Source organism: Kineococcus sp. DHX-1 (genome assembly GCF_042473625.1).
Lineage (GTDB): Bacteria > Actinomycetota > Actinomycetes > Actinomycetales > Kineococcaceae > Kineococcus.
The window spans coordinates 4,476,636-4,495,591 of sequence record NZ_CP170445.1 but is presented as its reverse complement, the minus strand read 5'-3'; the positions used below and the strand labels follow the sequence as shown (position 1 = coordinate 4,495,591).

At 74.0% G+C, this 18,956-nt stretch carries 20 protein-coding genes, 1 tRNA gene and 1 pseudogene; 12 read left to right on the top strand and 10 right to left on the bottom strand.

What is annotated here, in order from left to right:
* The first annotated feature begins 1 nt into the window (after position 1).
* The 5 genes from ACFEMC_RS21735 (at position 2) to ACFEMC_RS21715 (ending at position 3,827) form a co-directional block, all read left to right on the top strand.
* Entirely contained in the window at positions 2-1,123 is a 1,122-nt protein-coding gene (locus tag ACFEMC_RS21735; RefSeq protein ID WP_380171797.1) for an AMP-binding protein, read from the top strand.
* On the top strand, positions 1,120-2,229 hold the full coding sequence (locus tag ACFEMC_RS21730; RefSeq protein ID WP_380171795.1) for an acetyl-CoA C-acyltransferase: 1,110 nt from the start codon (positions 1,120-1,122) through the stop codon (positions 2,227-2,229). Before ACFEMC_RS21735 ends, ACFEMC_RS21730 begins: the two co-directional genes overlap by 4 nt.
* A gap of 204 nt (positions 2,230-2,433) precedes the next feature.
* Positions 2,434-2,580: a hypothetical protein gene (locus ACFEMC_RS21725; RefSeq protein WP_367640527.1), complete on the top strand. Its 147-nt coding sequence runs from the start codon at positions 2,434-2,436 to the stop codon at positions 2,578-2,580.
* Between the two features lie 116 nt (positions 2,581-2,696).
* Positions 2,697-3,263: a TetR/AcrR family transcriptional regulator gene (locus ACFEMC_RS21720; RefSeq protein WP_380171792.1), complete on the top strand. Its 567-nt coding sequence runs from the start codon at positions 2,697-2,699 to the stop codon at positions 3,261-3,263.
* A gap of 96 nt (positions 3,264-3,359) precedes the next feature.
* Positions 3,360-3,827 (top strand): DUF1348 family protein, encoded by a 468-nt coding sequence (locus ACFEMC_RS21715; RefSeq protein ID WP_380171790.1) that lies wholly within the window; start codon positions 3,360-3,362, stop codon positions 3,825-3,827.
* Positions 3,828-4,105: 278 nt separating this feature from the next.
* Here the strand turns inward: ACFEMC_RS21715 and ACFEMC_RS21710 are convergent.
* From ACFEMC_RS21710 to ACFEMC_RS21675, 8 genes and pseudogenes are all read right to left on the bottom strand, one after another.
* Positions 4,106-4,480 (bottom strand): annotated as a pseudogene (locus ACFEMC_RS21710) (class I SAM-dependent methyltransferase); the annotation flags it as partial.
* Positions 4,477-5,304, bottom strand: coding sequence for a metallophosphoesterase (locus ACFEMC_RS21705; protein ID WP_380171788.1), 828 nt, complete (start codon positions 5,302-5,304; stop codon positions 4,477-4,479). The gene ACFEMC_RS21705 and the pseudogene ACFEMC_RS21710, both read right to left, overlap by 4 nt.
* On the bottom strand, positions 5,301-7,193 hold the full coding sequence (gene pknB / locus ACFEMC_RS21700) for a Stk1 family PASTA domain-containing Ser/Thr kinase (RefSeq protein ID WP_380171786.1): 1,893 nt from the start codon (positions 7,191-7,193) through the stop codon (positions 5,301-5,303). Before pknB ends, ACFEMC_RS21705 begins: the two co-directional genes overlap by 4 nt.
* A 72-nt stretch (positions 7,194-7,265) precedes the next feature.
* Positions 7,266-8,729 (bottom strand): peptidoglycan D,D-transpeptidase FtsI family protein, encoded by a 1,464-nt coding sequence (locus ACFEMC_RS21695; RefSeq protein WP_380171783.1) that lies wholly within the window; start codon positions 8,727-8,729, stop codon positions 7,266-7,268.
* Positions 8,726-10,099: an FtsW/RodA/SpoVE family cell cycle protein gene (locus tag ACFEMC_RS21690; protein ID WP_380171781.1), complete on the bottom strand. Its 1,374-nt coding sequence runs from the start codon at positions 10,097-10,099 to the stop codon at positions 8,726-8,728. Before ACFEMC_RS21690 ends, ACFEMC_RS21695 begins: the two co-directional genes overlap by 4 nt.
* A complete protein-coding gene (locus ACFEMC_RS21685) occupies positions 10,099-11,487 on the bottom strand; it encodes a Stp1/IreP family PP2C-type Ser/Thr phosphatase (RefSeq protein ID WP_380171779.1) in 1,389 nt (462 codons plus the stop codon). Before ACFEMC_RS21685 ends, ACFEMC_RS21690 begins: the two co-directional genes overlap by 1 nt.
* A gap of 2 nt (positions 11,488-11,489) precedes the next feature.
* Complete coding sequence (locus tag ACFEMC_RS21680) at positions 11,490-11,975, bottom strand: FHA domain-containing protein (protein ID WP_380171777.1); 486 nt, start codon at positions 11,973-11,975, stop codon at positions 11,490-11,492.
* A gap of 22 nt (positions 11,976-11,997) precedes the next feature.
* Positions 11,998-12,702, bottom strand: coding sequence for a DUF3662 and FHA domain-containing protein (locus ACFEMC_RS21675; protein ID WP_367640514.1), 705 nt, complete (start codon positions 12,700-12,702; stop codon positions 11,998-12,000).
* Between the two features lie 158 nt (positions 12,703-12,860).
* Between ACFEMC_RS21675 and ACFEMC_RS21670 the strand changes: the two genes are divergently transcribed.
* Both ACFEMC_RS21670 and ACFEMC_RS21665 read left to right on the top strand, forming a co-directional pair.
* Positions 12,861-12,944: transfer RNA gene (locus tag ACFEMC_RS21670), tRNA-Leu, on the top strand.
* An 83-nt stretch (positions 12,945-13,027) separates the two neighbouring features.
* Positions 13,028-13,732 (top strand): hypothetical protein, encoded by a 705-nt coding sequence (locus tag ACFEMC_RS21665; protein ID WP_380171774.1) that lies wholly within the window; start codon positions 13,028-13,030, stop codon positions 13,730-13,732.
* 7 nt (positions 13,733-13,739) lie between these two features.
* Here ACFEMC_RS21665 and ACFEMC_RS21660 read toward each other — a convergent pair whose 3' ends face one another.
* Positions 13,740-14,612 carry a helix-turn-helix transcriptional regulator gene (locus tag ACFEMC_RS21660; RefSeq protein ID WP_380171772.1) on the bottom strand — a complete coding sequence of 291 codons (873 nt, stop codon included), beginning with the start codon at positions 14,610-14,612 and terminating at the stop codon, positions 13,740-13,742.
* A gap of 140 nt (positions 14,613-14,752) precedes the next feature.
* On the opposite strand from ACFEMC_RS21660, the gene ACFEMC_RS21655 reads away from it, so the two are divergent.
* Both ACFEMC_RS21655 and ACFEMC_RS21650 read left to right on the top strand, forming a co-directional pair.
* A complete protein-coding gene (locus tag ACFEMC_RS21655) occupies positions 14,753-15,748 on the top strand; it encodes an aldo/keto reductase (RefSeq protein ID WP_380171770.1) in 996 nt (331 codons plus the stop codon).
* 64 nt (positions 15,749-15,812) lie between these two features.
* Positions 15,813-15,998 (top strand): hypothetical protein, encoded by a 186-nt coding sequence (locus ACFEMC_RS21650; protein ID WP_380171768.1) that lies wholly within the window; start codon positions 15,813-15,815, stop codon positions 15,996-15,998.
* Positions 15,999-16,000: 2 nt separating this feature from the next.
* Here ACFEMC_RS21650 and ACFEMC_RS21645 read toward each other — a convergent pair whose 3' ends face one another.
* A complete protein-coding gene (locus ACFEMC_RS21645) occupies positions 16,001-16,567 on the bottom strand; it encodes a hypothetical protein (RefSeq protein ID WP_380171766.1) in 567 nt (188 codons plus the stop codon).
* A gap of 76 nt (positions 16,568-16,643) precedes the next feature.
* Between ACFEMC_RS21645 and ACFEMC_RS21640 the strand changes: the two genes are divergently transcribed.
* The 3 genes from ACFEMC_RS21640 (at position 16,644) to ACFEMC_RS21630 (ending at position 18,936) form a co-directional block, all read left to right on the top strand.
* Positions 16,644-17,078, top strand: coding sequence for a PPOX class F420-dependent oxidoreductase (locus ACFEMC_RS21640; RefSeq protein WP_380171764.1), 435 nt, complete (start codon positions 16,644-16,646; stop codon positions 17,076-17,078).
* Positions 17,079-17,100: 22 nt separating this feature from the next.
* Complete coding sequence (locus tag ACFEMC_RS21635) at positions 17,101-17,718, top strand: hypothetical protein (protein ID WP_380171762.1); 618 nt, start codon at positions 17,101-17,103, stop codon at positions 17,716-17,718.
* A 273-nt stretch (positions 17,719-17,991) separates the two neighbouring features.
* Positions 17,992-18,936, top strand: a complete 945-nt coding sequence (locus ACFEMC_RS21630; protein ID WP_380171760.1) for a carbohydrate kinase family protein — start codon at positions 17,992-17,994, stop codon at positions 18,934-18,936.
* Positions 18,937-18,956 lie beyond the last annotated feature (20 nt).

The window sequence follows — 18,956 nt, the reverse complement described above, 5'->3', positions numbered from 1 at the left end:
GGTGGCGGGCGACCTCGTCGTCCTGCGCGCGGACGGGGCGGACCTGGCGCCCGCGCTGGTCGCGGCCACCGCCGACCCGGACCACCCACCCGTCCTCGTGCTCGACCCCGCCGGCGGTGAGGAGCTGCTCGGCGCCGTCCGCCGGGCCGCCGACGCCGGTGACGTCAGGCCCGGCGACGTCGTCCTCAGCACGTCGGGCAGCACCGCCCGCCCCCGGGCCGTCGTGCGGACCTCGGCGTCCTGGGCGGCGTCCGTCCGGCCCCTCGCCGACCTCCTGGAGCTGGGCCCGGACGACGTCGTCGGCACCGCGGGACCCCCGGCGTCGACGCTGACGCTGCACGCCGGGTGGCACGCGCTGCGCGTCGGCGCCCGCACCGCTGGGGCGGGGGAGCGCCTGCCACCGACCGGCAGCACGGTCCTCCACGTCGTCCCCGCGGTGCTCGCCGCCGTCCTGGACCGTGACGAGCACCCGCACGTGCGGACGGCCGTCGTCGGCGGGGCCGGGCTCGACCCCCGCGTGCGGCGCCGGGCCCTCGGGCGCGGGTGGCGGGTGGTGGAGTACTACGGCGCCGCGGAACTGTCCTTCGTCGGGGTCGCCCGCCACGCACCGGGTTCGTCGGACCCGGAGGGCCTCTCCCCGTTCCCCGGCGCCGACGTCCGCGTGCGCGGCGCGCTCCTGGAGGTCGCGTCCCCCTACGTCGCGCGGTCCCTGATCGACGCGACGGGCGGCGCGATCCCCGTCGTGACGGACGGCTGGGCCGGTGTCGGAGACGTCGCGGAAGCGTTGCCGGACGGACGGTTCGCCGTCCTGGGGCGCCCCGGCGCGGTCCTCAGCGGCGGCAGCACCGTCCTCGTCGCCGAGGTCGAGCACGCCCTGCGTCCGCACCTCCCGCCCGGTGTGGAGGTGGTCGTCTGCGGAACTCCGCACGACCGCCTCGGGGAGGTCGTCACGGCCGTGGTCGTCGGGGTGGCCGACGTGCCCGCGGACCTGCGCGCGGCAGCCCGCTCGTTGCCGTCCGCGGCCAGGCCCCGGCGCTGGCTGGCCGTCACGGAGGTGCCGCGCACCGGCAAGGGCGAACCGGACCGCACCGCCGTCGCCCGGCTGGCGGGAGAGGGACGGTGAGCGCCGTCGTCGTCGCCGCGCGCCGCACGCCCTTCGCGACCGCCGGCACCACCCTCGCCGGACTGCGCGACCACGACCTCGCGGCCGCCGTCCTCACCGCGCTCGCCACCGACCTGACCGCCTGCGCCGCCGGGGAGGACGTCCCCGTGGCCGAGGTCGTCGCCGGCGTCGGGACCGCCGACGGCAACCCCGCCCGCCGAGCCGCCCTCGCCGCCGGTCTGGGTGCCCACGTCGCCGGGACGACCGTCGACGCGCAGTGCGCCAGCGGACTGGCCGCCGTCCGGTTCGCCGCGGCGATCGCGGCCACCGGCGGCGGCCCCGTCCTCGCGGTGGGGGCCGAGAGCACGACGTCCCGGCACGACGACGGTGTCGTCCCGCGCGCCGCCTTCGCCCCCGACGGTTTCCCCGACCCGGACATGGGCCCCGCCGCCGACGCGCTCGCCGCCCGCCTCGGCGTCTCCCGCGCCGACCAGGAGGCGTTCGCCGTCCGTTCGCACGCCCGGGCCCTCGCGGCCCGGCGCCGGACGGCGGAACGGTTCGTCCCCCTCGCCGGCGTCGAGCACGACGCCCGGCCGCGCGTCCTGCGCCCCGAGGTCGTCGCCCGCTTCCCGCCGGCCTTCGGCGGCACCGTCACGGCGGCCACCGCGAGCGCCCACGCCGACGGTGCCGCCGGTCTCGCGATCGTCGACGAGGTCACCGCGTCGCGTTGGGGCGCAGGGGGTCTGATCGTGCTCGGGTCGGCCGCCCTCGGCGCCGACCCGGCCCTGCCCGGTGCCGCCGCCGCCCCCGCCGTCCGGCAGGCGCTGCGTTCCGCCGGCCTCGACCTCGCCGACGTCGACCGCCTGGAGATCGGCGAGGCCTTCGCCGCGCAGGTGCTGGCCTGTTCGCGCGACCTGGGCCTCGACGACGCCGATGCGCGCCTGAACCCCGACGGCGGGGCGCTCGCGGTCGGCCACCCGTGGGGGGCGACGGGGGCCGCGCTGCTGGTCGCCCTCGCCGGCGGGCTGGCGCCCGGGCAGGTCGGGGTCGCCGTCAGCGCCGCGGGGGGTGGGCTGGGGGTGGCCGTCGTCGTCCGGGCGCGCGCCGCCACGCAGGGGGAACTCTGACCGTCCGAGTTCTGGCGGGCAGTGGCGCAGGGTGGTCGGCCACCGGTGTGCTGTGACCGAACTGCTCCGTACGAGCCGCGTTCCGGCGCAGGGGATCCGGCGTTCGGGTGACGGCGGCGGAGGGGGGAGTTCTCGACGAGCGTCCGGCGACGTGCGGAGTACCGTCGAGAGCACGGAGTTTCCGGAGCTCAGGGAGGAGCTGTCATGGTCGTCCTCGGCATCGTCCTGCTGATCGTGGGACTGCTGGTTCCGTCGGTGCACGTCCTGCTGTGGGTGGGCGTCGTGCTGATCGTCGTCGGTCTGGTCCTGAACCTCGTTCCCATCTCGGGAACCAGGCGACGGGTCTTCTGACCGCTCAGGTCGGGTGCGGAACCGTCGGGGGATCCGCACCACGACCGCGCGCGGCCGTGATCCTGTACTGGCCGGTACACTGGAGACGACCGACCACGGAACGGGAGGAGCCTCTGGTGGCGCGGACTCTCCTCGACCGTTCGGACGCCGTGCGCGCCCTCGCCGACGTCTTCCGCCGCCGGGGTTTCGAGGCCGCGTCGTTGTCGGTCATCCAGCAGGACACCGGCATGGGTCGCGGCAGCCTCTACCACTTCTTCCCCGAGGGGAAGGTGGACATGGCGCGGGCCGTGCTGGCCGAGGTGCAGGCGTGGTTCGAGGAGCAGGTGTTCACCCCGCTGCGGACCGCCGAGGACGCGTCCGTCGCCGTGGCGGAGATGACGGGCACGGTCCGCGACTACTTCCTGTCCCGCCGGCGGGTCTGCCTGTTCGCGGTGGCGGCCCTCGGTGGGGAACTCCCGGCCCACGCCGACGCGGTGCGGACCTACTTCTCCGAGTGGGTCGACCGCCTGGCCCGGACGCTGCGACGGGGTGGGGTCGCGAACCGGGACGCCGCCGCGCTGGCGGTGGACGCGGTCGCCGCGATCCAGGGTGCGCTCGTCCTGGCGCGGGCCCTCGACGACGACGCCGTGGTCGTCGATGTCGTGGCCCGTGTCGAAGAACGCCTGCTCGCCGCCCTCTCCTGAGTCGCCTCCATGGATCGTTGACGAGCCGGCCTCTCGATTGTACCTTTCAGTACAGCTCGTACCGACAGGTACAGCTCGTCGTCCGGAAGGTGCCCCGTGTCCCGTCCGCCTCTGCCCCCGTTCACCGCCGCCAGCGCCGCCGTCAAGGCCCGCGCCGCCGAGGACGCCTGGAACTCCCGCGACCCCGAGCGCATCGCCCTCGCGTACAGCGAGGACAGCTGGTGGCGCAACCGCTCCACCTTCCTGCAGGGCCGCGCCGCCATCGTCGAGTTCCTCACCGGCAAGTGGGAACGCGAACTGGACTACCGGCTCGTCAAGGAGGTCTGGGCCCACACCGACGAGGTCATCGCCGTCCGCTTCGCCTACGAGTACCACGACGCGGACGGCCGGTGGTTCCGCGCCTACGGCAACGAGAACTGGCGCTTCGACGGCGACGGCCTCATGACCCACCGCCACGCGAGCATCAACGACGTCGCGATCGTCGAGTCGGACCGGAAGTTCCGCTGGGACGCCACCGGGCCGCGTCCGGCCGACCACCCCGGTCTGAGCGAGCTCGGGTTGTGAACCTCGCCGCCGCGGGGCGCCGACCACACCAGTGAGTACCGCCAGAACAGGTGCCGCCGGACCCGAGCGCCCGGAACCACGCGCCGCGCCACCGCCCGCACCTGCGCGAGGGTGGCGTTCGGGGGAGCGGTGGGTGCCGTCATGGCCACGGGTCGCTCGGCCGAACCCCGGCGCCGCGTCTGCAGCGCCCCCACCGCGAGGTTCGCCGGGACGGCGACGACGTCCACGCACCGGTCGGCGAACCCACGCCCGGCCGGAACCCCGAGGACGACGAGCGTCCCACCGGGAGCGAGCAGGTCACGCAGTCGGGCGAGGCCGTCCTCCAGGGGCACGTGGTGCAGGACGGCGAGGGCCGTCACCACGTCGTACCCGCCAGGGAGTTCGGCCGTCAGCAGGTCGCCGCAGCGGAACTCGATCCCCTCGGACAGCCCCCTCGCCGTGCGGACGACGGCGGGGTCGACGTCGATCCCGGTCACCCGGTCGGCGCCAAGCGCGAGCCGGCGCGTGAACTCCCCCGTCCCGCAGCCGACGTCGAGCGCGGAACCGCACCGTCGCGGCAGCCGCCGCTCGATCCAGCGGTGGTAAGCAGCGTTGTGGTCCCACGGGTGCGCCGCGTTGAACGCGTCGCACCAGGCGAGGAACCGACCGCTCAGCGCGGAACCCCGGCCTCGGCCGCGATCCGCTGCACCGTCTCCTCGTCGAGGACGAAGAGCTCCTCCCCGTCCCCGGGGGAGGGGATCGACAGGACGCTGGAGAACACCGTCCCGGCGTCGTCGACCTCGACGAGCAACGCCCCGTGGCCGCGCAGGATCCGCTCCTGCCCGTGCGCGGCGAACGGGTCGCTGCGGTTCGCGACACCGGGCGCCACCAGCGCCGTCAGGCCCGACGGGTACGTCTGCGCGGCGTGGTGGTGGTAGTGCCCCGACAGCACGACCCGCACGTCCGTGCCGACCAGCGCGTCGAGCAGCTCGTCCGGGTTCTGCAGCTTCAGCGCCTCGTGCAGCACCGTCGGCGCCCGGACGGGGGAGTGGTGCAGCACCACGGCCGAGCCGCGGACCGCGGGCGTCGCGAGTTCCCGGCGCAGCCGGTCCAGCTGCTCGGGGTCGAGGAACCCGTACCCGCGGCCCGGGACGGAGGAGTCGAGGACGACGACGCGGAACCCGTCGACGTCGTGGACCGACCGGACGGGCCCCAGCACCTCGGCGAACTGCTCACGCGTGTCGTGGTTCCCCATCGCGAACACCGCGACGGCGCCGTGCGAGCGCGCGAACTCGCCCACGAGGTCGCGTGCCGTCGTGTACGAGGCGACCGTCCCGTCGTCCGACACGTCCCCCGACACGACGACGGCGTCGAGGGAACCGATGCCGTGCAACGACTCCAGCACGTGCCCGAGCGCGGCGGTCGTGTCGACGAGGCCGTTGTGCAGGGCGCCCGCCGCCATGAGGTGGGTGTCGGACAGGTGCAGGATGCGGGTCATTGCTGGCCGTCCCCGGAGTCCCCGGTCGGGCTGCTGCCGGCGGACGAACCCCCGGTCGACGACCCCGTCGGGCTCGGCGAGGAGGACCCCGTCGGAGTCGACGTCGGGGTCTCCGTCGCCGTGGGCTGCGCCTGGATGACCAGGTCGATCGAGGAGCCGGAGTCGACCTTCGTCCCGGCCTGCAGGCTCTGGTCCACGACCGACCCCGGCTCGCCGCTGCCCTGCTCCGAGGTCTCCTTGGTGTTGACGTTGAACCCGAGGGCGTTGAGCGTCTTCTGGGCGTCGGTCTGCGGCTGCCCGACGACGTCGGGCACCGTGACCTGCCCGCTGGCGACGTTCAGGGCGATCGTCGAGCCCTTGGGGGCCGAGGCGCCGATCTTCGGGTCGGTCGAGACGACCTCGTCCTTGCCCACCGAGGCGTCGTCGACGGAGTTGACGTTGCCGACCTGGAACCCGGCCTGCTGCAGCGTCTGCCGGGCCTCCTCCTGCGACTGCCCGCGGACGTTCGGCACCTGGACGGCGTCCGGACCGGAGGACACGACGACGTTCACCGTGCCGCCGACCTGCACCGGGGTGCCCGACTGCGGGTCGGTGCTGACGACGTTCCCGGCGGCGACGGTGTCGTTCGCGGCCTGGGTGACGTTCGGCGTCAGGCCCGCATCGGTGATCGCCTTCTCGGCGTCGGCCTGAGAGGCGTTCACCACGTCGGGCATCGCGACGGTCGCCGGCGTCGAGGCCGTGGTCTGGTTCCCGGACCCCTCGCCGTCGGTGCCGGAGTTCGACAGCGCCCACACGACGACACCGATGCCGAGCAGCAGCGCGACGATGACGAGGATCCACGGCCAGCGCCGCGGGCGGTCCTCCTCCAGCGGTCCGTCGTCGCTGACGCGCGGCAGCGTCCCGGTCGCCGGGCCGACGGGCACCGGCGGGGTGACGGTCGTGGGCGCGGCGGCGGCGAACTGCTGGGTGGCCTGGGCCGTCGGCGGCAGGCTCGCCCCGCGCAGGGGGCGGCCCTCGACGGCGCGGCGCAGGTCGTCGGCGAAGTCGCCGGCGCTCTGGTACCGGTGCTCGCGGTCCTTCGTCAGCGCCATGAGCACGACGTGGTCGACGGCCGGCGGGATGTCCGGCACGAGCGCCGACGGCGGCCGCGGCTGCTCCGAGACGTGCTGGTACGCCACCGCGACGGGCGCGTCACCGGTGAACGGCGGACGGCCGGTGAGGATCTCGTACAGCAGGCAGCCGGTGGAGTACAGGTCGCTGCGCGCGTCGACCTGCTCCCCGCGAGCCTGCTCCGGCGACAGGTACTGCGCCGTGCCCATGACGGCGGACGTCTGGGTCAGCGTGGCCGAGGAGTCGCTGACGGCCCGCGCGATCCCGAAGTCCATGACCTTGACCTCGCCCGCGGGCGTGATCATGACGTTGGCGGGCTTGATGTCGCGGTGGACGATGCCCATCCGGTGCGAGTACTCCAGCGCACCGAGGACGCCCTCGGTGTACGCCAGCGCGTCGGTGATGGCGAGCGGGTGGTCGGTGCGCAGCATGTCGCGCAGCGTCCGGCCCTCGACGTACTCCATGACGATCCACGGCAGTTCGACGCGGCCGCCGCCGTGCTCGGTGAGGTGCTCGGCGCCCGTGTCGTACACCGCCACGATCGAGGGGTGGTTCAGCCCGGCGGCGGCCTGTGCCTCCCGGCGGAACCGGGCCTGGAAGGAGGGGTCCCGCGCGAGGTCGGAGCGCAGCAGCTTCACCGCGACGGTCCGCCCGAGGCGGGTGTCCTGGGCCACGTGGACCTCGGCCATGCCGCCGCGACCGAGCAGGTTCCCGACCTCGTAGCGGCCGCCGAGCACGCGCGGCGCCGGCACCCCGTGGCCAGTCGTCGTGTCCGTCACTGCTCTCCCCGTCCCCTGCGTCCTGTGTCACTGCCGTCGTCGCCGTGGCCGTGTCCTCGACCGGTGCGGTGCTCAGCCATCCAGCGCCGCCTCCATCACCGTCTTGGCCACGGGGGCCGACAATCGACCGCCGTAGGCGCTCTCGGTCGACCCGCCGTCCTCGATGACCACGGCCACCGCGACCTTCTTGCCGTCCTTCTCCGCGAAGGACGTGAACCACGCGTAGGGCGGCAGTCCCGCCCCGTGCTGGGCCGTGCCGGTCTTGCCGCCGACGGTGGCGCCGTCGATCTGCGCCCGCGTGCCGGTGCCGTTGCTGACGACGAGCTCCATCATCTGCTGCAACGTCTTGGCGGTGCTCGAGCTCACGGCCCGGCCCAGTTCGCTCGGCGAGGGCTGCTCGATGACGCTGCCGGACCCGCCGGCCTCGCTGACCTTCGCGACGAGGTTCGGCTTCATGACGACCCCGTCGTTGGCGATGGCCGCGGACAGCATCGCCACCTGCAGCGGCGTCGCGACGTCGCTGCCCTGGCCGATCGCGGAGTACGCGAGCAGCGGCCCGGCGACGGCGTCACCGGTCGGGTAGCGGCTCGTCGCCACCGAGGTCGGGATGGACAGCGACTGCCCGAACCCGAACTTCCCGGCCTGCTCCTCCAGGGCGCTCGCGCCGAGCTGCTCGCCCAGGTCGCCGAACGCCGTGTTGCAGGAGATCTTCAGCGCGTCGGCCAGCGACACCTGGTTGTTCGGCCCGCACGCGGTGCCCTCGTCGTTCTTGAGGGTGTTGCCCGTCTGCGGCAGGTCGAGCTCCTGCGGACCGTTCAGCATCGACTCGGCGGTGTACTTCCCGCTCTCCAGCGCCGCAGCCGCCGTGACGAGCTTGAACGTCGACCCCGGCGGGTACAGCGCGGACGTCGCGCGGTTCACCAGCGGGTCGTCCTCGTCGCCGTTGAGCTGCGTCCACGCCTGCTGCTGCGCCGCGCCGTCGTGGCTGGCGAGCGTGTTCGGGTCGTAGCTGGGGCTGGACACCATGGCCAGGACGTTCCCCGTCTCGGGGTCCAGGGCGACGACGGCGCCCTTGCGCCCGGCCAGGGCGTCCCACGCCGCCTGCTGCACCTTCGGCTGCAGCGTCAGCGTGACGTCGGCGCCCTTCGGCTTCTCGCCCGTCAGCAGGCTGGAGAGGTTGCGGTAGAACAGCTCGTCCGCGGACCCGGACAGCACGTCGTTCTCGGCGCGCTCGATGCCGGCCGTGCCGTAGCGCAGCGAGTAGTAGCCCGTGACGGGCGCGTAGAGCTGGCCCGCCGCGTAGGCGCGCTGGAACGTGTAGGGGTCGTCGACGCGTTCGCTCGTGGCGACGGCCGCCCCGCCCTGGACGAGGATCGCGCCGCGCTCGCGGCCGAACTCGGCGTACAGCTGCCGGGAGTTGCCCGGCATGGCGTTGAGCCGGTCCGCGGAGACGAACTGGATCCACGTCGTCGACGCGAAGAGGGCGAAGAAGAGGAAGGCCACCACGAGGGACAGCCGGCGCAGGGGACGGTTCACGCGGTCCTCACCGCCTGGGTGACGCCGGTGTCGCCGTCGGGGCCGTTGCGGACCTCCGCGGCCGGGCGGCGGGCGAGGTCGGACACCCGCAGCAGCAGCGCGACGACGATCCAGTTCGACACCAGCGAGGACCCGCCCGCGGCGAGGAACGGCATCGTCAGACCCGTCAGCGGGATGACCCGCGTGACGCCGCCGACGACGACGAAGACCTGCAGCGTCACGGAGAACGCGAGTCCGGCGGCGAGCAGCTTGCCGAAGCCGTCGCGGACGCCGATGGCCGTCCGCAGCCCGCGCTCGACGAGCACGACGTACAGGACCAGCACGGCGAACAGGCCGGCCAGGCCGAGCTCCTCGCCGATCGTCGAGTAGATGAAGTCGGAGTTCGCGTAGGGCACGGTCTGCGGCCGGCCCTCGCCGAGGCCCGTCCCCGTGAGCCCGCCGTTGGCCATCCCGAACAGGCCCTGGACGAGCTGGTAGCTGGCGCCGCTGCGGTTCTCGGCGGTGAACGGGTGCAGCCAGATGTCGACGCGCGCCTGGACGTGACCCATCGTCGTGGCCGCGAAGACGGCCGCCGCCGAGAACATCAGCAGGCCGAGCACGATCCACGACACGCGTTCGGTGGAGACGTAGAGGACGGCCACGAACAGCCCGAAGAAGAGCAGCGAGGTCCCCAGGTCGCGCTGCAGCACGAGGATCCCGATGCTCGCGACCCAGGCCAGGAGGATCGGCCCGAGGTCGCGGGCCCGCGGCAGCTGCAGGAACAGGATCTTCCTGCCGGTCAGGCTCAGCGCGTCGCGGTGCACGACGAGGTACCCGGCGAAGAACACGGCCAGGCAGATCTTCGCGAGCTCCCCGGGCTGGAACGACAGCGGCCCGATCCCGATCCAGATCCGCGCCCCGTTGACGGTGCGGCCCAGGCCCGGCGCGAGCGGCAGCAGCAGCAGGACGAGACCGGCGACCGCGGCCGTCCACGTGTACCGGCGCAGGATGCGGTGGTCGCGCACGAACACCAGCACGACACCCGCGGCGACGATCCCCAGGGCGGTCCAGATGAACTGCCGGGACGCGGCCGAGGAGTCCAGGGAGAGGTCGAGCCGGTGGATCATCACCAGGCCGATGCCGTTGAGCAGCGTCGCCACCGGCAGCAGCAGCGGATCGGCGTGCTTGGCCCGCCAGCGCAGCAGCAGGTGCAGGAGGACGGCGAGACCGCCGAGCCCGCCGGCGTAGGCGAAGAGGTTCGGCGGCATCGACCCGTCGATGGTCAGGCCGGTGACGGCCCAGGCGCCCCCGGCGATGACGACGGCGAGCAGCACGAGGGCGAGCTCGACGTTGCGCCGGGTCGTGGGGTAGACGGGCAGCACGGTGGCCATCAGCCGACGCCTCCGCAGTCCTCGGGGCTCAAGGTCTCGGTGGGAGAACTCGTGGGGGTGCTCGTCGGGGCGACACTGGGCACGGAGTAGTCCGGGGTCCCGGTCGCACTCGGGGTGGCGCTCGGCGTCGGCGACGGCACGGGGGCGTTCGCCGCGATCGCGGCGCGACAGGCCGCGGCGTTGTCCTCGAGGTTGGCGACGAGTTCGCGCGCGTCGGCGAGGCTGCTCGACGACACCCGCGCCCGGACGCGGGTGGACCACGTCGTCGACAGGTCGGCCACCGCGATGTCCGTCGTCTGCAGCACGTGCGACGTCTTCAGAGGACCGATGTCCTGCGTCAGCCCCTGGTAGATCGCGACCGTCCCGGCGTCGTCACCGACGTAGTACTGCTGCTGGCTCCACCGCCACAGGCCCAGCCCGCCGGCCGCGAGCAGCAGCACGAGGAGCAGCGGACCGGCGATCCACCGCAGCCGCCGACGGCGGCGCTCGCGGTCGGTCAGCGTCGGGCGATCGTCGTCCTCCGAGTCGTCGCCGGACTCGTCCTGCGCGGCGCGCAGGGCGGCGGCCCGGGCGGCCGGGGTCCCGGCGGCCGAGGAGCGGCGGGGTCGGTGGAACGCGGCCGCGCCGACGACCTGCGGGGTCGTCGACGGCGGTGCGCCGCCGCCGAGCTCCACGACGTCGGCGACGACGCAGGAGATGTTGTCCGGTCCGCCGCCGCGCAGCGCGAGCTCGACGAGCCGCTGGCACGTGGTGTCCGGGTCCTCGCCGGCGGCGAGGGTTTCCGCGAGGGTGTCGTGGCTGACGACGCCCGACAGGCCGTCGCTGCAGAGGAGGTAGCGGTCTCCCGGGCGGGCCTCGCGGACCGAGACGTCCGCCTCGTCGTCCGTCCGGCCCGTGAGGACGCGCATGATCACCGAGCGCTGCGGGTGCCGCTCGGCCTCCTCGGGCGTGATGCGCCCGTCGTCGATGAGGGTCTGGACGTAGCTGTGGTCCTTCGTCAGCTGCGTCAGCGCGCCGTCGCGCAGGAGGTAGCCGCGCGAGTCGCCGATGTGGGCGAGCACGAGCCGGGAGCCGGCGCGCAGGATCGCCGTGACCGTCGTGCCCATGCCGTTGAGGTCCGGTTCGGCCTCGATGCGCCGGCGCAGCTGCTCGTTGGCGGCCTCGATGGCGTCGTGCAGGTGCTGGGCGGCGTCGTCGCTGCCGTGCGACTCCCCGTCGAGGGAGGACATCTCGCCCACGGCGAGGGAGCTGGCGACGTCCCCGCCGGCGTGCCCGCCCATCCCGTCGGCGATGACGAGGAGGTGCGGACCGGCGTACCCGGAGTCCTGGTTCGTCGTGCGGCCCAGTCCGACGTCCGAGCGCGCGGCGTAGTTCAGCGCGATGGCCACGGCTACCTCCGGAGTTCGAGCACGGTCTTGCCGATGCGCAGCGGCGTGCCGGGCTCGAAGGGGGCGGGGGCGGTCAGGCGGTCGCGGCCGAGGAACGTGCCGTTGGTGGACTGCAGGTCCTCGACCGTCCAGCCGTCGCCGGCGGGGTTGGCGGTGATGCGGACGTGCTTGGTGGAGGCGTACTCGTCGTCGAGCACGAGGGTGCAGTCGCTGCCGCGGCCGATGAGGACGGCGCTCTGCCCCAGGGTGAGCGTGGTGCCGCGCAGCGAGCCCTCGGTGACGACGAGCGTCGCGCGGCGGGGTCGGGCCGGTTCGGGGGCGGCCTCGACCGGGTCACGCTTCGGGCGGGCCGTGGCGCGCTCGGTGCGGCGGGCCGTGACGCGCGTCCCCAGCAGGTCCGCGCGCAGGACACCGACGATGGCCAGCACGAACAGCCAGAGCACCACGAGGAGCCCCAACCGCAGGACGGTGAGGGTCAGTTCGCTCACGAACGCGTCCCCGGCTCGCCCGTCACGTCCAGCCCTCGTCCCGCCGGGCGGCGTGGAACACGATCTTGCTGCGTCCCACGGTGATGACGGCCCCGTCCCACAGGTCGAGCGAGGACACCCGCTCGCCGTCCACGAACGTCCCGTTGGTCGAGCTCAGGTCGGAGACCCGTGCCCCGCCGGGCGCCACGCGGATCTCCGCGTGGCGGCGGGAGACGCCCGGGTCGTCGAGGACGACGTCGGCGTCCGAGCCGCGCCCCAAGACGGTCACCGACTCCGCGAGCACGTACCCGCGGCCGTCGACCTCCAGCCGGGGCCGGCCGGCCTGGTTGGTCCGGGGCGTCGCCGGGGCGACCCGGCCCTTGACGGTGGAGGACAGGACGCGGAAGACGCCCGTCTCGAGGTCGTCGGCCTCGTGGAAGCCGACCCGCACCGGTCCGACGAAGCTGTACCGCTGCTTCTCGGCGTGCTGGGTGACGGCCGCGACGAGCTCGTCGGCGAGGGTGTCCTGCCAGGAGGCGATCTTCTCGTGGTCGGCCGGGCCGAGCTCGACGATGAAGCTGTTGGGCACCAGGGTCCGGCCGCGCGAGAGGACGGCCGCGCGGTCGTCCAGTTCGCGGCGCAGGGCGCTGGCGACCTCGACGGGTTGCACCTCGCTGCGGAAGGCCCGTGCGAACACACCGTTGACGGCACGTTCGACCCCGCGCTCGAAGCGGTCGAGCACTCCCACGGTGGGCCTCCCCTCAAGATCACGTCCAGACAGTCCGGCCCGGCAATCGTAGCCGGGGACCCCCTGCGCGCCTGTGGAGCGGCGGTGCGCAGAGGTGGAGGTGGCGTGTGGGCACGTCATCGGCGGGTGTCGCGGGCTGGTACGGTTGCTCTCAGCACGCGCGAGTGGCGGAATAGGCAGACGCGCACGGTTCAGGTCCGTGTGCCCGAAAGGGCGTGGGGGTTCAACTCCCCCCTCGCGCACGTGTGGTGGAGGCCCCGGTCAGCAGACCGGGGCCTTCGTCGTTCCCGGGCCCTCTTCCCAGCGCTCGGCCTCCGCTGCCACCGTGGTGCCCGAGGAGGAGGAGGACTCAGTGCGCGGACCGGTGGCGGCGGCGGTGCTCGCCGTGCTCCTGCTGACGGCCGGGTGCACCGGACCGCAACCGCCGACCGAGCGCGCGCCCACCCCGCCCGTCGGGACCCCGGAGGACCCCACGGCTCCCCGGCTGCGCCTGTCCCCCGTCGACGACGAGGTGCAGGTCCGCGACGGCGAGGCGTGCGCCCGGATGGGGGAGGGGCGGTCCATGCTCGACGACGGGTCCCACCGGGTCCCGGCGCGCGAGACCGACGCGCTGCGGCTCGTGTTCTCCGCCGCCACGGACGTCTCCTCGGCCGTCGGGTACCGCGAGGACGGCGGCGACCGCGTCTTCTTCTGCACCGCCTACCGGCTGAGCGAGGACAGCAGCGGTGCGTCGTCCGCGACCGTCCCCGTGCCCACCGACGACGCCGTGGTGACGGTCGCCGGGTCGGGTTCGGGCTACGGCCCCGGGGAGAACGTCGTCGACTACTTCGGCTGGGCCGCGCCCGACGTGGCGGCCGTGGTCGTGCGCACGCCCGACGGGATCGACCGCGTCGCCGCCCTCCACGGCGGCGTCTGGTGGGTCGCACCCGTCGTCCCCGCGGACGTCGCCGCCCGCTCGACGGACGCGACCTGGCGGGCGCTCGACGCGTCCGGCCGAGTCCTCGCGCGGGGCGGCACCCGCCCGGACTGACGTGGCGTCAGGACTCCCTGCGCGCGAGCGTCGGCGAGGCGGCCCAGCTCGACAGCAGCCGCAGCCCGTCGTGCGAGGCGGTCCCGGGTTCGGCGCTGAAGACCAGCAGGGTCAGGCCCGGGTCGGCGGCCGGCTGCAACGACTCGTAGGCCAGTTCCAGGTCGCCGACGACGGGGTGGTGGTAGTGCTTGGCGCCCGTCGAGTGCAGCCGGACGTCGTGCGCCGCCCAGCGGGTGCGGAACTCCTCGCTGCGCGTGGACAGTTGCCCGACGAGGTCGCTCAACCCCTTGTCGAAGGGGTCGCGTCCGGCCTCGGTGCGCAGGATCGCGACGGTCTCGTCCGCCGCCCGCGACCAGTCGGCCCAGAAGTCGCGCGCCCGGTCGTCGAGGAAGGTGAACCGCGCCGTGTTGGGTTCCTGTCCCGCCGATCGGGGCGTGTCGAACACCGGTCCGTACAACGCGCGGGCCATCCGGTTGAACACCAGCAGGTCGAGGCGGCCGTTGCGCACGTACGCGGGAAGGTCGCCGAGCCCGTCGACGACGCGCCGCAACCCGGCCCGCACCCCCTGCGGTGCGGGCCGTCGCCGGGTCCGGGCCGCGGGCCCCGCCGCGCGGGCGAGGTCCTGCAGGTGTGCGCGCTCGGCCTCGTCGAGCTGGAGCGCGGTCGCGAGCGCGTGCAGCACGCTCTCCGAGACACCGCCGAGGTTCCCGCGTTCGAGGTGGGCGTAGTACTCGGCACTGACCCCGGCCAGGCCGGACACCTCGCCGCGGCGCAGACCGGGGACGCGCCGGGTTCCGTGGACGACCAGACCCGCCCGTTCCGGCGTGATCTTCGCGCGTCGGGTGGTGAGGAAGGTGCGGATCTCGTCCCGGTTGTCCACCCCACCGATCGTAGGTCGGCGTGGGACCCGTCCACGGACTCCTGGGGTGGTCTGCCGTCACACCCTTCGCCAGTGACTGTCGCGCCGGGACCCGCAGGGGTTGACTGCTGCTCGACCGCAGCAGAACCGGAGGGGTGATCATGCGAACGCGAACCCTGGGCACCGTCGACGGCGGGTTGACCGTCTCGGCCCTCGGCCTGGGCTGCATGGGGATGAGCCAGAGCTACGGCCCGAACCCCGGCGACCGGCAGGAGATGGTCGGCGTCCTGCGGGGCGCCGTCGAACGGGGCGTGACGTTCTTCGACACGGCCGAGGTGTACGGCCCGTACGACAACGAGGAGCTCGTCGGGGAGGCGCTGGAACCCCTGCGGGACCGGGTCGTCCTGGCGACGAAGTTCGGCTGGGACATCCAGGACGGGACGTCCGTCGGGACCGACAGCCGGCCGGAGCAGATCCGCCGCGTCGCCGACGCCTCGCTGCAGCGGTTGCGGACCGACCGGATCGACCTGTTCCACCAGCACCGCGTCGACCCGGACGTGCCGATCGAGGAGGTCGCCGGGGCCGTCGCCGAACTCGTCGCCGCGGGGAAGGTCCTGCACTTCGGGTTGTCCGAGGCGGGCGCCGGGACCATCCGCCGCGCGCACGCCGTCCACCCCGTCACGGCGCTGCAGAGCGAGTACTCGTTGTGGACCCGGGAGATCGAGGCCGAGGTGCTGCCCGTCCTGGACGAGCTCGGGATCTCCCTCGTCCCGTTCAGCCCGCTCGGCAAGGGTTTCCTCACGGGAACCGTCGACACCGCGACGGAGTTCGCCGCCGACGACATCCGCACCCGCATCCCCCGCTTCACCGAGGAGAACCGCGCGGCCAACCAGGCCCTCGTCGACCTCGTCCGCCGGGTCGCGGGAACCGTCGGTGCGACACCGGCCCAGGTGGCGCTCGCGTGGTTGCTGGCGCAGCGGCCCGACATCGTTCCGATCCCCGGGACCCGCCGGCTGTCGCGGTTGGACGAGAACCTCGGAGCCGTCGAGCTGGACCTCGCTGCGGACGACCTCGCGGAACTGTCCGCGGCGGCCGAGCGGCTCGGGGTGGCGGGGGAGCGCTACAACGCCGCGATGCAGGCGATGACCGGGCTCTGAAGGGGCACCCGGTGCCACCCGGGAACGCCTACCGGGCCGGACGCGGCGGTGGCACCATCGACACGTGGACGACGACACCCCGCGACGACGACCCCTCCTCCTGCGCGTGCTGCGCCGCGTGTGGGGCGTGGTGTCGCTCGTCGCGGCCGACCGCCGGAAACCACCGCGGATGCCGCTGGGGAACTTCATCCCGAACAGCGACGGGAACGGCGGCCGGGTCATCTCCAGCGGTCACCCGGGTGGGCACTGACCTCAGGAGGGCGGGGCCGGGACGAGCCAGACGTCGACGGCGAGCTGCTGGGGCGGAACTCCCACCAGCCGCTCCGCCACTGGTGGCGTGACGCGGGTGAACCAGGCCATCGACAGTTCCGAGCCGTCCTCCAGGCGCTCCCCTCCGAACGCGATGAGGAGGCCATGCGGTTCCTCGCCGCCGGTGGCGAGGGCGAGTGTTGCGCGCGCCGTGGCGTCAGCGGAGACAGACGGTTCGACGTCGGCCGCGGGGCCCCGGCTCAGAACGCGCAGCGTCCGAGGTCGAGCGGTGACCTCCACTGAGGTCGCCACGACCTCCGCGCCCGTCCACTCACCGACGACCCTCACCACGTGCTGTAGTGCGGCCGTCGAACCCGCGGGGAGCTGGACCGGTACACCGGCGCCGACGGGCTCACCGGCCTTCGGGCCGTCGTCGTCCCCCAACGGCAGGAGAAGCAGGGTCCCGCCGTCGTCCTGCAGCGCCCCGTCGACGTCGACGAGGTCGCCCGGCGCGAGCACGAAGTCGTGCAGCCGGGCGAGGGGTAGACCGGTCTGGGCGGTGTCGGACACCTGAGCCAGTGCACCAGCGCCGTGCCTCCCGTGTCGAGGGTGGAAGAAACTCGCGACCGTCGGGGGTTGCACCGTCATGGCAGACGACACGGAGAACGCGCTCCTGGCCCTCGTCGGTTCCACCCGCAACAGCGTCCTGGCGACGCTCAAGCGCGACGGCCGGCCGCAGCTGTCCAACGTCACGCACCACTACGACCCCGACCGCCGGCTCGTGCGGATCTCGGTGACCGCCGACCGCGCCAAGGCGCGCAACCTGGAGCGCGATCCGCGGGCCAGCCTGCACGTCACCAGCGACGACTTCTGGAGCTGGGTCGTCGTCGAGGGGGACGCGAGCCTGTCGGCCGTCGCGCAGCGCGAGGACGACGAGGCCGTCGAGGAACTCGTCGACCTGTACCGGGCGCTCGCGGGCGAGCACCCGGACTGGGGCGACTACCGCCGCGCGATGGTGCGGGACCGGCGCCGGGTCGTGCGCCTGCCCGTCGGCCGCGTCTACGGGCAGCTCCCGGGGTGACCCCCGCGAGTAGGTTCGGCCCATGGCCGTCATCCACCGCGCGACGCTGACCCCCACCAAGCTCGAGGCGGTCGTCGCCTGGCTGCCGTCGCAGTCCTGGGCGCCTGCGTCCGAGGGGGAGGCCGTCGTCGCGGGGCGGTTCCGGTTCGACGACCCGGCCGGTGAGGTGGGGATCGAGACGCTCCTGGTCCGCACGGGCGACGGGACGGTCCTGACCGTCCCGCTGACCTACCGCGGCGCCCCGCTGGCTGGAGCCGAGGCGTTCCTCGTGACGCAGATGGACCACTCCGTGCTGGGTCGGCGGTGGGTGTACGACGCCGTCGGTGACCCCGTCTGGGCGGACACCACGCGCCGCGCGATCGCCACCGGCGGGCACGAGGCCGACCTCGTCACCGCTGTGGAAGGCAGGTACGAACCCGGGTCGAAGGAGGGGTTCGCGCAGGGCAGCGGCTCCGCCGCGGACTCCCCGTCCGTCACCGAGGTCGCGGTCGGCACGGAGGGCACGGTGACGTCGGTCGACACCGGGCACGGCCGGCTGCTCGTCCTGCGGGTGCTCGGGGGAGAGGTGCCGGCGGGGGAGACGCTGACGGCCCGCTGGGACGGCGCGGACCCCGCCGTCGTGGTCGTCCTCGCCCCCTGACCCGTCCATCCCGCCTCGACGGTGAGTCACCCCGCATCGCCGCACCGTCACCTCCGCCGCGCCGGGGGTTGGGGTCGTTGTGACGAAGCGCCGAACCTACGAGCCCCCCGTGACAACGACACCCACCCCGCCCGGCCCGTCGTCCACAGGGGAGGGGTGGCTGTCCACAGGCGTGCACGGGTGAGCGGCCGGTTGCGCCGGGTGCGGTGGACCTCCGAGACTGCGTGATCACGGTCGGTCGCCGAGGACCGTCGGGAACGGGAGGAACGTTCGATGCCGCAGGTCGTCTCCTTCGGGGCGCACATCGCCGACGCGCTGGGCTGGCCGTTCACCCAGGTCCCGCCGGGGCAGCAGCTGGCGATCCTCGAGCAGATCCGGTTCACGGTGGCCGGGACGGCGGCCGCGCCGTCGGTGAACCTCGCCAAGCTCGGGGTGGACGTCGCGACGGTGGGACGGGTCGGCGCGGACACCATCGGCGAGTTCGTCCGCACCACGATGACCGGCTACGGCGTCGACGTCTCCCACCTCGTCACCGACCCCGAGCTGCAGACGTCGGCGAGCCTGTTGCCGATCCGCGCGGACGGCTCCCGGCCCGCGTTGCACGTCATCGGCGCGAACGCGGGGCTGCGTGAGGAGGACGTCCCGTGGGACGTCGTGGCGCAGGCGCAGGTGTTCCACCTCGGCGGGTTGTTCGTCCTGCCCGGCGTGGACGGGGAACCCGCGGGCCGCATCCTGCGGCGGGCCAGGGAACTGGGGCTGACGACGACGGTGGACCTGCTGGCCAGCCCTCGTCCGGACGCGCAGGAACTGCTCGCCCCGGTCCTGCCGCACACCGACTACCTCCTGCCCAACGTCGAGGAGGCAGGCTGGATCACCGGCCAGGACGCCCACGACGACATCGCCGCGTGGTTCCACGACCGCGGGGTCGGCACGACGCTGCTGACGCTCGGCGGTGACGGCGTCCACGTGGCCCGGCGCGGGGAACCCGGCACGGTCCTGCCCGCGTACGCGGTCGACGTCGTCGACAGCACCGGCTGCGGCGACGCCCTGACGGCGGGTTTCGTGTCCGGGCTGCTCGACGGCCTCGACCTGCACGCGGCCGCCGAACGGGGCCTGGCGTGCGGCAGCCTCGTCGCGACGGGGCTGGGCTCGGACGCCGGGATCGTCGACCTCGCGCAGGTGCAGGAGTTCGCGCGGACCACGCCCCGCGCCGTGTGAGCCGCGGTGGGAGGGTGGCC

What these genes read in the sequence shown, in the direction of transcription:
- ACFEMC_RS21725 (WP_367640527.1), top strand. Translation starts at nt 2,434, where the DNA reads ATGGTCGTCCTCGGCATCGTCCTGCTGATCGTGGGACTGCTGGTTCCG.
- ACFEMC_RS21705 (WP_380171788.1), bottom strand. Translation starts at nt 5,304, where the DNA reads ATGACCCGCATCCTGCACCTGTCCGACACCCACCTCATGGCGGCGGGC.
- ACFEMC_RS21690 (WP_380171781.1), bottom strand. Translation starts at nt 10,099, where the DNA reads ATGGCCACCGTGCTGCCCGTCTACCCCACGACCCGGCGCAACGTCGAG.
- ACFEMC_RS21655 (WP_380171770.1), top strand. Translation starts at nt 14,753, where the DNA reads ATGCGAACGCGAACCCTGGGCACCGTCGACGGCGGGTTGACCGTCTCG.
- ACFEMC_RS21640 (WP_380171764.1), top strand. Translation starts at nt 16,644, where the DNA reads ATGGCAGACGACACGGAGAACGCGCTCCTGGCCCTCGTCGGTTCCACC.
- ACFEMC_RS21635 (WP_380171762.1), top strand. Translation starts at nt 17,101, where the DNA reads ATGGCCGTCATCCACCGCGCGACGCTGACCCCCACCAAGCTCGAGGCG.
- ACFEMC_RS21630 (WP_380171760.1), top strand. Translation starts at nt 17,992, where the DNA reads ATGCCGCAGGTCGTCTCCTTCGGGGCGCACATCGCCGACGCGCTGGGC.